We start from the raw sequence: 14,848 nt of genomic DNA, 5'->3' as shown, positions 1-14,848 counted from the left end.
TTCCTAAAAAATCCCAAATACAGATCCGACGGTTGATTTAATCGAATCTCTGGCATCTTTCAATGTCTGGGTAATGGGATGCTTAGATTGTAAAAACACACGCGCACAATTGCGTCCTGGCATTCCAGAAATTGAACCACCTGGGTGAGTTCCTGCACCAGTTAAGAATAAATTATCAATTGGGGTTTTGTAGTTGGCGATTTCTGGCAAGGGGCGGAAAAATACCATTTGATCTAGAGTCATATCAATGTGGTAGTAATTTCCTTTGTATGCACCTAATCTTTCACCGAGTTCTGCGGGACTTTCCACACGTCGGGCAATAGTTGCAGTTTTGACATTGGGTGCGTAGGTAGCTAACTTATCAACTACTCTGTCTGCTACTTGATTTTTCAATTCATCTGTCCAACCAGTACCTTTTAAGCCTGTACCTTCTGCACCAGCAATTTGATAAGGTGCGAAAAACTCAATCCATGCAGTATGTTTACCTGGTGGTGCTAATGTGGGGTCAAGGAAACTAGGCACAACTAAATACATCGATGGGTCAGAATCGGGGATTTCTCCCAAGGTACACTTACTATGAGCCTGTTCTACGTGAGCAACAGAATCTGCGATTAAAATAGAACCCATGAGATACTCGTCTCTGTGGGCGTGGAAAGGAAAGCGCAGGGGTTCGTCTAAAGCCAAATCTATCTTGAGGATGGTTTCGTTGTTATTGATGATGCGACGTTCCAATCTTTCCCACAAATCAGGATCAGCTGCATCAATATCACTTTTATCGGTCATTTGTAAAAACAACCGCTTGGCATCGATATTAGAAATAACGCCGTATTTGGAACGATATTCTGTGCTACCAGCAACGCGCACACCAACAGCTTTACCATTGTCAATCAATACCTTCTCAACATGCTGATCTGTAATAATTACGCCCCCTTTACTTGTGACTAGATTTACCAAAGCTTGTACTAGTGCGCCAGTACCGCCGCGAGGTCTAGCCATTCCAGGGTCATGACGCATAGACATCATAATGGCACCAATGCCAAGGGTTTTTTGTGATGGTGGCGCACCTAATTCTGATGCTAGTCTTGCTAGTGGTGCTTTTAAAAATTCTGAATCAAACCACTCATTGAGTAAATCTTCAGCACTGGTCATCATGTTGTGCATAAAATCCAGTGTTTTGCTTGGTGAACCAACAACCGAGAATAAATCTTTGAGTTTTGTGATGTCGTAGTTACCAGCAATATCTATAATTGACTTTGGTGGTGCATTAAACATGGGAATCATTGCACCTATTGTCCGTTGCCAATAGTCAGTAAATTCTGCATATTTCTTGGCATCGCGATCGCTATAACGAGCAATTTCTGCACAAGTTTTTTCTAATGATTTATGTGCTAAAAAATACTTGCCATCTGGATGTGGACAGAAAACCACCGGATCACATTCTAGGTATTCTAAGCCGTATTTTTTGAGTTCTAATTCTTCGACTACTGGCCCCAAGTGAATAAATTCGTGGTCAATGGCGCACAAATTAAATTTAAATCCGGGAGCTTCTTTGGGTAAACATTCTTCGGTTGTTGCTGCACCACCAGGGACGGAACGCTTTTCCAGTAGCAGGACACTGTAACCTGCTTTCAGTAAATAAGCAGCACACACTAGCCCGTTATGTCCTGCACCGATAATTACAACATCATACTCTTGCATATTTGTAGTTTAGAATAAAGTGGTTTGCTAATATTACAAAGGCTAAAAAAAAATTACAACATTGATTTTATTTAATTTCAATTAGTCTGGGTCTGTGGTTAATTTATTAATTAGAAATCTCTGTGAAAGCCGGGGGTATTTGTCTTACTTGAGTTTCTATAAACACTATCATATTTTGCTGCTTTACCTCTAAGCTTATAATTTTTAATTTTGTTCCTTCCCAGGTAAAATATGGCAAATTAACTAGTTTTTTCAATTTTTGCATCACTGCTACAATTAGTTCTAAGCTAACGCCATTTCCTTGAGTACAATCGAAACTTTCTAGCATTATGGGTTGTGTATGAGTACGGGGGCAAAATCTGGCTATGAAACTCAGCAGACGAGTATTTCTTTTCTCTTCTAGTTGTAATGTTCCCTGGAATTTAATTTTGCCATCTCCAGGTAAAAATAATTGCATATCTTGTATTCCAAAGCTGATCATTTCACCTTCTACATCCAAGTCGTATTTTTTGGCATAACTACGAACCAAGTCTGAGTTTAATGCTTGATTGATATCAGATTCTGTCAGAATAATGCGTGCGATCGCATTTACTGGTTTGTTGAGTTCAATTTGACCAAAAATTGCACTTAACGGATTTACGGCAATACTATCTGTTTGCAGTTTAATTTCTTGGACACGGATGTTTTCTTTAATCACCAATCCTTGACCGCTAACCGAAACTGCATCCGCTTGTCCTTGAACTATCTTAAACAAGTCGGTATGTACATCTACATCAATATGCTCGGCTTCATCTAGTTGATTAGATAGCCTGCGTTCAGCTTCCTGCGATAGTAAATTTTCTTCCAACCTGCGTTCTTCTGGCATGAATCTTGGCTCTCATAGCGTCCCATATTGGTTACTTTAGACGCTAGTTACCCAAAAGCGGATCTATAGTACGGTATATACAAGTAGGAGTATAAATAGTGAACAGGTGACAGGTAACAGGTAATAGGGAAATTTGAATACTGAATGAAAGGTATTTGGAGAATGAGATGAAATTAGAAAAACAAATATTAACTCCAATAAAGCATAAAATATAAGCTTTCTATTTGATTTTGAATAAGTAAAGGTGAGTTGAAAAAATATCATTAATTGCTAATGGTGTTTTTTGTGAACCTTCCTCTCATCTTGCTTTACTGTTCCCTGTTCCCTATTCCCTATCACCTATAAACCATTTAAACTACTTATCCTAAAGTTGCAAAAATGCAATAAACTGTTACAACCTCAAAGAGGTAAAATTTCTGTTGAATTCAAAGAGCATCTACAATTTCTCTTCATCCTTATAAGGTACTCAGCATGACAGCAATTACGCCAAAGGCATCTTCCGCACTTCCTAATTTTTGCGAAGGAATTCAATATTTTGGGGAAGCGCTACCAGATTTTGCAACTTATGGTGCCACACCTGCGATAGAATCGGGAAAAGTTGCGATCGCATCTCCTACAGATACCGCATCTGTATATCAAACTTTACTGGCTGCTGATGCACTGCGTTACCTAACACTACAAGTCACTGGTAGTAAAGCATCTGGACATCCAGGCGGGTTTGCCAGCCAAGCGGAAGCTTATGCGGCTTTAGTCATGCTGGGCTACAAAAATATTATTACAGAAGTTGGACACCACGCCCCCGGATTTTATAGTGCCATGTTCCTCGATCGCTCCCTAGAGGATATGGATATTTTCACAGTACAACAATTGCGCGATCGCTTCCGCGAAAAACACGGACTTTTAGGACACCTTTCCGGTTACATCCCCGGTATTCTCGCCCCAGCGGGGCCTTTGGGACAAGGACAGCACTTTGCAATGGCAGCTGCACTCCTCCATCATGACAAACTTTTCCCCTTCACCCTCGGCGACGGTGGACTAGGTGAACCCTACATCATGAGTTCAATGGCGCACTTTAACACCGCCTATCCCAGCGTCACCAATTTCTTACCCGTGTTGGTGTGGAACGGTTACAGCCAAGAACATCACAGCATGGTTTCCCTAAAAACCAACGCACAGATGACAGCATTCTGGCAAGGTAACGGGTTTGAGGAAGTTATTTTAGTTGATGCTAAAGAATTTGACGACCAAAACCAACCAGGAAACTACGTTGATAGTACCGTCTTTTCCTTTGAGCAACGCCTAGCCTTTACCAAAGCCGTACTTGTAGCTGTAGATAAAGCCGCCCGTTCTGCCCTTAGTGGTAAACTTACAGTCTTCATTATCAAACAACTCAAAGGTGCAGGTGTTCACGCCAGAGGTGCAAAATCTCACAACCTCTATCCGAAAGATACTTTAGATGCACCTCATATTGTCAGCGCATTGCAAACCCGTGCATTATCTCCAGAAGCTTGGCAAATCGTCAGAACCAACGCCGAACGCGCAGGTGGCGGCCCCGCAGCTAAAACAGTGGTGACAGAATTTGAGTTATCATTGCCAGATTTAGGCGCGTTACCTTTAGAAGAATATGCAGTAGGTGGCGAACCCAAAGTTTCAACCACCGCAATGGGACGACTAGTCGGTGTAGTCGGACAGAAAGATAAAAATTTTCTCGTCACCAACGCCGACGGGAACGAAGCATCGGGTATTGGTAACATCAACCAAGCCTTAAAAATTATCCACCCTACCACCGACGAATTATATAACCAAGCACCCAACGGCCAAGTTTACGAACCCTTAAGTGAAGATGCTTGTGCAGGTTTAGCTGTTGGTTTATCTTTGATGGGTGCAAGAACTCTCTGGTGTTCTTACGAATCTTTCGCTATCAACGGCTTACCCATTTGGCAAACCGTCATTCAAGCAATGGCAGAATTACGCCGTCAAACTCCCTCAACTATTACCTTACTCACCGCCGGTGCATTAGAACAAGGACGCAACGGTTGGACACACCAACGTCCTGAAATCGAAGCTTACTTTGCTTCCATGATGCGGAACGGAAATGTATTCCCATTATTTCCCACCGATGCTAACAGTATTCAAGTTTGTTATGACTGGGCGTTGACAACTAAGAATAAAGGAATTGTCATCACTGCCAGTAAATCACCCTTACCAATTCGCACCACCTTAGAACAAACCCGCCAAGGTTTAGAAGATGGTGCAGTAGTGTTGCATGAAATTGCTGGTGGTAAGCAAGTTGTGTTTGCTGTCATTGGCGATATGACATTAATTCCCGTCTTTGAAGCAGCAGCATTTTTAGAAACTGAAGGTATTGGAGTGAAGATAGTTTCTGTGATTAATCCCCGCCGTTTATATCGTCCTCATGATGTTGCTTGGGATACCTGTTCTGAACCTGATAGCGGTTTTATTGATGATGCCAGATTTGCCGAATTATTCGCTGGCGATGCCTTAATTGGTGTCACTGGTGGCGCGGCGGCGATGTTAGAACCCGTCATGTTACGGAGTAACAGCAAGCGCGACACCTTCGCCTGGAAGCGTGGGGAAACTACAGCTAGTGCTGGTGAGTTGATGGCGTTTAATGGTTTGACTGCTGAGGCGTTGACAAAGCGGGCGATCGAGTTGGTGCATTAAGACTAGATAGATATAATGTAATGAGATACCCCCATCTAGGTATTTTCCTGGGTGGGGTTTAATATATCGAGATAGACTATGAATTGCCAAATATTTTATAAGAAGAAGTCAGGAGTCAGAATTCAGCATGAATTCTGTACGAGTGGCTGATAGCGTAGCGTAAAGCCTACGGCATAGTAACTTTCGGTAGTATATAAATCAGAAATCACGATGTTTATTCACAGTAAAATTCCTCCTTCTTTACTTATCAATACTCAAATAAATTTGAGTATTTATCTGCTTCAACTAACTATAGGATTACTACTTGATTTTTGAACAGATACGTAGTGGCGTGGCAAGATTAAAATAGTGCAATAGTAGGGTACGTTGTTGCGAAGCGCAACGCACCGCCAATGAGATTAAGACGGTGCGTTACTTCGTTAACGCACCCTACAAAAATAAAAATCTATAGCCACATTTAAAGCTTGCCACGCCACTACATACACTAATCTAATTAACTAGTGGAGTGGTGTCGCCGCCTCGCTACAAGGAGAACTGCGTTCGACTTTTGAACAATCAAGTAACTATAAAATAAATTATGGCTCTCCCAGACTTCGGTTGATAAATTAACACTAAAAAACGGCTAAAACGATTGATATAACAAGGTTTGTCTCAAATAGAATCAAAGATTTAATAAAAATACACTTTGTTCCTCTTGAATCTCTTACTATGTAAGAATTTAACCTGAGATCAAGTATTAATTTTTTATAACTAGAGCATCGCGCCTCTTGTTATTTTGACAAAAATAACCGATTTATTACATAATCCTAACAGAATAGAGATTTGATATGTCGAAAGAACCGTGGCTAGCCGTAAATTTATCTCAAATATTTCCTGGGCTAGGACAAATATATTCAGGAAAAAAACTCCAGGGATATTTTCTTATATTTATTTATATTGCTCTATTTATAACTGCAATATGGTTAATAGTCAGTGCCAAAGGTAATATCATAATCGGCTTTGGTCTTTTAGTAACTCTTTGGTTTGTCTGGTTGTGGAATCTTTTCGATGCTTATAGTGCAGCCAAAAGTAATAATACTCCAGAATTCGAGGAATTACGCAGGCAAAGTAAAGACCCTTGGCTTGCTATGTTCCTTTCACAGCTATTTTTTGGCATCGGCCACCTTTACATTGGTAAGTGGTTATTTGGCATATTCGCAGTTATCTTGATCATAGTTTTTTCAGGTATCTCAGAATTTCTTTCACCGATTATTGATGCTGTGATTTCATATTTAGCATATGTGTTTTCCCCAGTGCATCGTCAAAGATCAAAAAACTGGGCGTTAATTATTGCAATACTAATAGCAATGTCAGGTTTATTATCTATAGGCACTGCATTTGTTACGAGAACATATCTAGCTGAAGCTAGATGGACACCTTCAGGCGCTATGGAACCAACTCTGCACGGTTCTCCAAACCAATGGGAGGCAGATAAAATTGTAGTTGATAAGTTGAGTTATCGCTTTCAAGATCCTGAACGTGGCGATATTGTTGTATTTTACCCTACTGAAGCTCTACAAAAGGAACAATACAACGATGCCTTTATTAAGCGGATAGTTGGGCTACCTGGTGAAAAAGTAGAATTGAAGAATGGGCAGGTTTATATCAATAACAAACCTTTACCAGAAAACAAGTATTTGAGTTCTAATCAGAAAACTGTAATTGATGTTTGCCCATCAGGAATTCAGCCACCTTACCTAGCAAAACCAGTCACTATACCACCTGCATCCTACTTAGCTCTAGGCGATAATCGTAACAATTCTTACGATGGGCGTTGCTGGGGAGTTGTACCCCGCGAACTGATTATTGGTAAAGTCAGCAAAAGATTTTTCCCTGTCAGCCGCATTGGTAATGTTGAATAGGGTAGCCCCAGATGTAGGTTGGGCGGAGGCGCAAGCTTGTATCTTCACAGAACAACGAACAAATACTTGCGCTGTAACCCAACACCAAATCACCTTAATTTCAAGCAGATAATTTAACATATAATTTTTTCTTGAAAACAGAGATCATATGTTGAGTTTCACTCCGTTATACCCAACCTACAGGGAGTGTTTTTTTATCTGGACAAAGAAGAACTGACGGTTTAACTTGCATAATTTATAATAGTATTATAGCCATTTTCCTCAATTCATAATGCTGCAAATCATCAAAGCAACCTGCACCAACGGTGAACTTGTTTTAAGTGAAAAACTCAGTTCAGAATTAGAAGGTAAAACCCTGCAAGTTATGATTATTGAACCCAGTGAACCTAATCAAGATTATCAAGCATCAAAAATACAGCAATTTTTAGCACGAGTTAATAACTACTCTTTCCAACTCCCCGCAGATTACAAATTTAATCGAGACGAAATTTATGAAAGATAAAATTTTTCTCGATACTAACCTCTGGATTTATCTCTATGCTAAAAATCCGCCCGAAAAATCCCAACAAGTTGCAGAAATTATTAAAAATAATTATTTATCTTTGCTAGTTAGCACTCAGGTGTTAGGTGAATTATTTCATGTTTTAACCAGAAAAAAGTTTACATCTAAAACTGATGCAACCACGATTATATCAGATATAGTTAATACCTTTCCAATTCAGGCAATTAACACAACAGAGGTTATACAAGCATTAGAAATTCACGCTAAATATAACTACTCTTATTGGGATAGTTTGATTATATCTACAGCCTTATTAAGTGAATGTTCCATCATTTACTCAGAAGATATGCAACATAATCAGTTAATAGAGAATAAATTAACAATCATAAATCCATTTGTTTAATTTTATATTCCCTTATCTTACCCAAGCATCACAAGCATAAATAGTTACTTGTTTTGCAATGCCAGATAATGGCAAAAACTGCCATAATTGCTAATTTTATCGTCAAAAAGTAGTTGCGATCGCCACCACGATTATACCATTCCAACTACTATGTTTCATAAACCCTCTGCGCCCCTCCGCGTCAACTTCCGCGCCACTTTGCGTTTAAAAATCAAACATTGCCGACCACAAACCCTATAAACATGAGTTCGATATAACAGAAACGCTTAAAAATCAATCATAATCAATGCTCTATTTTTCTAATTCCATTACCCATTCCTCTCTTCAATTGTTACTTTATTCTCAGAGTTTTATGACGATATGGATGGTTACTGGTGATATCACTTAGTATTTTGTTAAAAAAATTTATTTATTGAAGTTGCCAAGTAGCAATTATTTATCAATAGCTGAAAATTATTGACAATCAGTAAACTCAAAAAAAATCCTCTAACTCTTATGAGGAGCTATTTATCGCTTATTTTCTGACATCGAACTCAGGTGAACTCACGTTAACATAAAACCCCGTCACCTGCTATAAATTCCTTGCCAGTTATGTTATCAAGGTGTTTTAATAACGATCGCATTCTGCTAATCTGTGTTGTCTGTATCAAACACAGCAAATATACAGATGCTGGTTTTGTGAGTCGGTGTTTATAAAAGCACAAACTCAAGAGATTAGACTAAAAGGTAGGACAAATACCATATCCTTAACAGTTAATTCTCCCAATCGCTAAATAGGAGCATCTATGGAGCCAATTATTGCTATAGTCTTAGCGCTTGTAGGCTATGCCTTCGGATCTGCCAAAATTATTAATGAAGGTAATGAAGCCTTAGTCGAACGCTTGGGGCAGAAACACCGTACACTTAGACCTGGTTTGAACTTTATTGTGCCTTTTGTGGATCAGATTGTCATGGAAGATACCACAAGGGAGCAGATTTTAGACATCAAGCCTCAGAAAGTGATCACTAAAGATAATGTCTACTTAGAAGTTGATGGTGTTGTCACTTGGCAAATTACCAGCATGGAAGACAGCTTTTATAAGGTTGACGATATGCAAGTAGCTCTATCCAATCTGGTGACAGTTGAACTCCGTACCCACATTGCCGATAGAACATTATCGGAAACCACTTCTGCCAGAAATCAAATGAACCAATCGCTGTTGCAGATTGTGAATGATACAAGTACAAAATGGGGAGTGAAGATTATTCGGGTGGATATTCAAAGCATTACACCACCAGAGAGTGTCCAAAGATCAATGGCAGAACAACAAGCTGCTGAAATTAGAAAGCAAGCAGCAATTTCAGAAGCAGAAGGGGATAGACAAGCAGCAATTAAAAGAGCCGAAGCAACCAAAGAATCAATCCGCATACTTTCTGAAGCTATGACTGCTAGACCGGAAACGAGGGACATTCTCAGGTATCTTGTAGCTCAAGAACATTTAGACGCTAGTCAAAAACTTGGTGCTAGTAACAATGCCAAAATTGTCTTTCTTAACCCAAGCATATCGGAAGGGGCGTTAGACCAAATGCTGGGGGATACAGTAAGTACGGAAGGTAACGGTAATAGTTCTGAGAATGGCAGTGTTTAAAAAGTCAAAAGTCACAAGAATCAAACAATTGCTTTATCGGAATAATGTATCAGCAACTAAGGAAACTTCGCGCATTTCTTTGACATCGTGAATTCGCAGGATATCAGCGCCGTTAGCAATAGCAGCACAACAAGCTGCTGCTGTTCCCCAGATGCGTGCTTTGGGATCTGGTTGATTGAGAATGCGACCAATAAAACTTTTGCGGGATACGCCTACTAGGATAGGGCAGTTTAGGAATGTGAGCGATCGCAAGTTACGCAAAATTTCTAAATTCTGCTCATAATTCTTAGCAAAGCCAATCCCAGGATCGAGAATAATTTTCTCCAGGTTAATACCTGCTTTGGTTGCTGTAACAATTCGTCTTGTCAAAAAACTTGCAATCTCTCCCAGTACATCTTCATACTCAGTCATTTGTTGCATCATCTGTGGTGTTCCTCGGATGTGCATCAGCACAATTGGCACATCTAGACTGGCGACTGCCGGTAACATTTCTGAGTCAAATGTACCGCTAGAAATATCATTAACAATATCTGCTCCAGCTTCTATCGCCGCTTTTGCTACAGTAGCCCTAGTTGTATCTACAGAAATCGGTACTGTAATCTCACGTCGTAGCACTTCTATGATGGGGATAACTCGCTCTAGTTCTTCTGTGAGAGTAATTTGCTCTGCACCCGGTCGAGTTGACTGCCCGCCTACATCAATTATGTCAGCACCAGCAGCTACCATTGCTTGTGCTTGAGCCAACGCCGCAGAGGTACTATTAAAATCTCCACCGTCACTAAAACTATCAGGCGTTACATTCAACACTCCCATCAAATAAGTACGTTGTCCCCACTGGAAACAACGCCCTCGAATTATCAAATTATCAGACATACAACGCTTTAATCAGATGTGCCGCATTAATCTTCTGTTGACTGTTATGGCAGGTGACAGGTGACAGGGTTAAAAGTTTTTTAGTGCATGAGTTTTATCATTGGCCGATGTCCTAACTGCCTTGGCTACTGCTATAACTGTTGACTTAATCCAAAATCTAAAATTCAAAATTGGTATTCCCATTCCCTGGCAGTACCAGGGAAAAGGCGCTGCATATACAATCATTGATAGTTGACAATCCGGGCAAAACTCTCAGGTTCCAGACTTGCTCCTCCCACAAGCACGCCGTCAATTTCTGGTTGAGCCATAATCTCATCAATATTATTTGGCTTGACTGAGCCACCATATTGAATCGAAACATTGGGGTTTTTCAACTGACTGCGAATTAAGCCAATAACTCGATTAGCTTCTTTTGCTTCACAAGTGTCACCAGTACCAATTGCCCAAATCGGTTCATAAGCAATCACCAAATTATCTTGGTCTACATCCACTAGGCCTTTTTCTAGTTGAGTAGTAATCAGTGATTCGGTTTCTCCCGCATCTCGTTGTTGTTTGGTTTCCCCTACACAGAAAACCGGGGTTAAACCGTATTTTTGAGCCGCTTTCAGACGAAGATTTACAGTTGCGTCTGTTTCGCCAAAATATTGCCGTCGTTCGCTGTGACCGACAATTACATAACGGACACCAATTTCTGTGAGCATGGGAGGGGCAATTTCACCAGTGTAAGCTCCAGATTCTTCCCAATGGACATTTTGCGCTCCTAGTTGTACACGACTGCCATGCAAACTTTTAGACAAAATGCTTAAATCGGTGAAAGGAGGACACAATAATACTTCTCGCTCTGAAGGAGTTTCGTCTAAATGAGGCAGAAACCCTCGCAAGAAATCTTGAGTCTCTGCCTGGATCTTGAACATTTTCCAGTTACCGGCAATAACGATTTTCCGCACAGGTGATGTAGTCAAATTCCTAACGCTAATAGATGCACTCTTCACTCTACTACTTTTTATGACACTCCAAGCCCACCAAGAGGTTAAAGAGTGATCGCGAAGTGAGTCCTAAGTAGGTCGGTGTTAAAAATTGTCGTTATGACAAGGCAGGAGGCAGAGGGCAGAAGGCAAGAGGTTTTCAAGCTACTTTACTTTCCGTTACATAGTTCCTTTTATTTGCACCTTTCTACTTATTTTCATTAGCGAAAACTTGTCCTAAAGACGTTAGGCTATGAATACAAATATCAGATACTACACTTTAGTAAAGTGATCAATAATGAGTCTCTATGCTCTATAGTCAATTTACCATTGACAGGTTGAAGCAAGATTTTCACCTGATGATTATAGAGGGAGTGCGCTTTTTTCCCGAAAATATTGAACCTGTGAAACCAAGCCCCAGACTGCAAGCTATTTTAGAGGATTTACCTTGGGCGATCGCAGTTGATACAGAAAAAGCACGTTCTGAAGTAATTATTAATCCTGTTCTTTTGGAAGTGCGGCGCGTTCTCCATTCTGCCATCAGCGTGTTTTCGGGTGAAGAGTTTAACGTTGATACGAGTATTGGACTTAATGGTGTATGCGACTTCCTCATTAGTCGTTCACCTGAACAATTAACAGTGGAAGCGCCGGCAATTATGATTGTAGAGGCGAAAAAATCAGATTTAAAATCAGGACTAGGACAATGTATTGCCGAAATGGTGGCTGCACAAAGATTCAATGAAGCCAAAGGACAACCTATCACAGCAATTTACGGTACTGTCAGCAGTGGGACACAATGGCGATTTCTCAAATTAGAAGGACAAACAGTAACAATTGATTTTAGCGATTATCCTCTACCTCCGATTGAGACAATTCTGAGTTTTCTGGTGTGGATGGTGAAAGCAGGCTGAACAAAAACTAATAACCCATACCCTGTAAAAAATAACTAGGATCAAATAAAGAGGTTAATTCAAAATTAACATGCCGTCCAAATTGCCAGAACCGCATCACAGTGACTCACCCAACTGGGAGGAAGAGCTAGATAGTGCCATTTTTAGCTTTGAAGATATTCAAGCGGAACTAAATTATAAACAAGCCCAAACAGCACTGCGAAACTTGGTAGCTAATCTTGACCTCACACCGCCAGAAAAAGCAGGGTTGGAGACAGAACTAGATGATTTAGAATCCATGTTGGCAAAGTTAGACTGCATGGTTGTGCAGATTGCTGCATTTGGCATGGTAGGACGGGGTAAATCATCTCTACTCAATGCTTTGGTAGGACAACCTGTATTTGAAACTGGCCCTTTGCATGGTGTGACTCGTGCTGCACAACGGGTTAATTGGAGTATTCACGAGGAACTTGTTGGAAAAACAGAACGAGCTTTGCGAGTCACTTTACCTAGTGTTGGTCAATCGCAGGTAGAACTAATTGATACTCCTGGATTGGATGAAATTGATGGTGATACTCGTGCAGCTTTGGCAGAACAAATAGCAAAACAAGCAGATTTGATTTTGTTTGTGATTTCTGGTGACATGACCAAAATAGAACACCAAGCCCTTTCGCAATTGCGGGAAGCGGGAAAACCGATAATTTTGGTGTTTAACAAAGTAGACCAGTATCCCGAAGCCGATCGCATGGCAATTTATGAAAAAATTCGGGATGAAAGGGTAAAAGAGTTACTTACCCCTTTAGAAATTGTCATGTCAGCAGCCTCGCCATTGGTGAAGACAGCAGTGATTCGTCCTGATGGTAGTAGGGGTTTGCAGTTGCGTACAGGAAATGCCCAAGTAGAAGAATTGAAGCTGAAAATATTAGAGATTTTGCAGCGAGAGGGCAAAGCTTTAGTTGCACTTAACTCTATGCTGTATGCAGACACCGTAAATGAGCAATTGGTACAACGCAAACTGATAATTCGGGAACAGAACGCCAATCAATTGATTTGGCAAGCTGTGATGACCAAAGCATTAGCGATCGCTCTTAATCCGGTTACAGTCGTAGATATACTGAGCAGCATAGTCATTGATATTGCTTTAATTTTGGGATTATCTAAACTCTACGCCATCCCCATGACTGAAGCCGGGGCTATAAAATTGCTGCAAAAAATTGCCCTAAGTATGGGTGGAATTGGTGTCAGCGAATTACTCGCAAACTTAGGTTTGAGTGGTTTAAAAACTTTACTTGGTATCTCTGCACCCGCTACAGGTGGCGCTACCCTTGTCCCTTACATTTCAGTAGCGCTAACGCAAGCAGGTGTAGCTGGTGTGTCTTCTTACGGCATTGGACAGGTGACAAAAGCTTATTTAGCCAATGGTGCAACTTGGGGGCCAGATGGGCCAAAAGCAGTCATTAGTAAAATTTTGGCTAATCTAGATGAAGCATCAATTCTCAACCGGATTAAGGATGAGTTGCAATTAAAGTTGAAAGTTAGAAAGTATAGCAGGTGACAGAGAACAGGTGACAGGTGACAGGGTTAAAAGTCTTTTAGTGCATGAGTTTTATCATTGGCCGATGTCCTAACTGCCTTGGCTGCTGCTATAAAGCCTAAATTTAGACTATGCTTGGCGATGGGAAATCGCAGCTACACAAACAGAACGCGTTAAGACGCTTGCAAAACTTGAACAGCAGTTAATTTTAGATCAGCAAATACCAACGAAGCGATCGCGCTATCCCCCACATACACCTGCTCCTCATACAAACCCTCCACCCATTCCAATACTGTTACCTTTTGGGCGATGGGATCAACAATCCAATACTCAGTAATACCCCGCGCCCCATACTCAGATCGCTTATAGCGATAGTCACGACTACTCTGATTGGGACTCACCACCTCAACTACCAATAACGGCGGCGGCATTTCTGGCATTATTGTAGATCGTTTAGCACCCTCCATAGCGATCGCCAACTCCTCAGAAAACACTACCAAATCAGGAACGCGTACCCGTGAGCCAGTAGTCACAATTTCTGTTTTCATCGATAGCCGGTAAGCTGGAATACCCAGCTGCACAAAGCAGACAAGGATAAACATAGCAATCCGTCGATTGATTTCACTCTCGGCTGTCATCAGCAGCAATTTTCCATCTTCAAACTCATATATTGCATCTGTACCATCGTCATAATTAAAGAACTCTTCAAGAGTCATCTTCTCAGATGCGGCTTTATCTAATGTGATTGCCATAATCACCTTACTTTTTGCTAAAAACATCATTAGCTTGATCTATTATGGCAACATCCTCCCCAAGTCCTTCATCTCTTGCTCAATTTCCACCTCTAAATTTGCCAAATTAGCAAGGATGTCTTTGGGTACATTCCTGATTCTGAATAATTAAA

The 14,848-nt window shown here is 40.7% G+C and carries 12 protein-coding genes; 7 read left to right on the top strand and 5 right to left on the bottom strand.

Annotated features, from left to right (window positions below):
- Positions 1–3: 3 nt before the first annotated feature.
- Both crtO and IQ259_RS18225 read right to left on the bottom strand, forming a co-directional pair.
- On the bottom strand, positions 4–1,698 hold the full coding sequence (crtO, locus tag IQ259_RS18230) for a beta-carotene ketolase CrtO (RefSeq protein ID WP_193887311.1): 1,695 nt from the start codon (positions 1,696–1,698) through the stop codon (positions 4–6).
- 106 nt (positions 1,699–1,804) lie between these two features.
- Positions 1,805–2,563: a DUF2993 domain-containing protein gene (locus IQ259_RS18225; RefSeq protein WP_193887309.1), complete on the bottom strand. Its 759-nt coding sequence runs from the start codon at positions 2,561–2,563 to the stop codon at positions 1,805–1,807.
- 471 nt (positions 2,564–3,034) lie between these two features.
- Between IQ259_RS18225 and IQ259_RS18220 the strand changes: the two genes are divergently transcribed.
- The 5 genes from IQ259_RS18220 (at position 3,035) to IQ259_RS18200 (ending at position 9,682) form a co-directional block, all read left to right on the top strand.
- A complete protein-coding gene (locus tag IQ259_RS18220) occupies positions 3,035–5,248 on the top strand; it encodes a phosphoketolase (RefSeq protein WP_193887307.1) in 2,214 nt (737 codons plus the stop codon).
- A 1,325-nt stretch (positions 5,249–6,573) separates the two neighbouring features.
- Positions 6,574–7,149 (top strand): signal peptidase I, encoded by a 576-nt coding sequence (lepB, locus tag IQ259_RS27235; RefSeq protein ID WP_370568049.1) that lies wholly within the window; start codon positions 6,574–6,576, stop codon positions 7,147–7,149.
- 271 nt (positions 7,150–7,420) lie between these two features.
- Positions 7,421–7,651: a hypothetical protein gene (locus IQ259_RS18210; RefSeq protein ID WP_193887303.1), complete on the top strand. Its 231-nt coding sequence runs from the start codon at positions 7,421–7,423 to the stop codon at positions 7,649–7,651.
- On the top strand, positions 7,641–8,054 hold the full coding sequence (locus IQ259_RS18205; protein WP_193887301.1) for a PIN domain-containing protein: 414 nt from the start codon (positions 7,641–7,643) through the stop codon (positions 8,052–8,054). The genes IQ259_RS18210 and IQ259_RS18205 overlap by 11 nt, the downstream gene beginning before the upstream one ends.
- A gap of 785 nt (positions 8,055–8,839) precedes the next feature.
- Positions 8,840–9,682, top strand: a complete 843-nt coding sequence (locus tag IQ259_RS18200) for an SPFH domain-containing protein (RefSeq protein ID WP_193887299.1) — start codon at positions 8,840–8,842, stop codon at positions 9,680–9,682.
- Positions 9,683–9,715: 33 nt separating this feature from the next.
- Here the strand turns inward: IQ259_RS18200 and folP are convergent, their stop codons facing one another.
- Together folP and tpiA are read right to left on the bottom strand one after the other, a co-directional pair.
- Positions 9,716–10,555 (bottom strand): dihydropteroate synthase, encoded by an 840-nt coding sequence (folP, locus tag IQ259_RS18195; protein ID WP_193887297.1) that lies wholly within the window; start codon positions 10,553–10,555, stop codon positions 9,716–9,718.
- 221 nt (positions 10,556–10,776) lie between these two features.
- Positions 10,777–11,502: a triose-phosphate isomerase gene (gene tpiA, locus IQ259_RS18190; RefSeq protein WP_193887342.1), complete on the bottom strand. Its 726-nt coding sequence runs from the start codon at positions 11,500–11,502 to the stop codon at positions 10,777–10,779.
- Positions 11,503–11,828: 326 nt separating this feature from the next.
- Between tpiA and IQ259_RS18185 the strand changes: the two genes are divergently transcribed.
- The gene (locus IQ259_RS18185; protein WP_193887296.1) at positions 11,829–12,431 is read left to right on the top strand and encodes a hypothetical protein; all 603 of its coding nucleotides are present in this window, start codon (positions 11,829–11,831) and stop codon (positions 12,429–12,431) included.
- A 70-nt stretch (positions 12,432–12,501) separates the two neighbouring features.
- A complete protein-coding gene (locus IQ259_RS18180) occupies positions 12,502–13,965 on the top strand; it encodes a GTP-binding protein (RefSeq protein ID WP_193887294.1) in 1,464 nt (487 codons plus the stop codon).
- Between the two features lie 152 nt (positions 13,966–14,117).
- Here IQ259_RS18180 and IQ259_RS18175 read toward each other — a convergent pair whose 3' ends face one another.
- Entirely contained in the window at positions 14,118–14,696 is a 579-nt protein-coding gene (locus IQ259_RS18175; protein WP_193887292.1) for a Uma2 family endonuclease, read from the bottom strand.
- Between the last annotated feature and the right edge of the window lie 152 nt (positions 14,697–14,848).

The sequence above is a fragment of the Fortiea sp. LEGE XX443 genome (genome assembly GCF_015206815.1).
Taxonomy (GTDB): domain Bacteria; phylum Cyanobacteriota; class Cyanobacteriia; order Cyanobacteriales; family Nostocaceae; genus Nostoc_B.
This window is presented reverse-complemented; position numbering and strand designations above follow the sequence as displayed.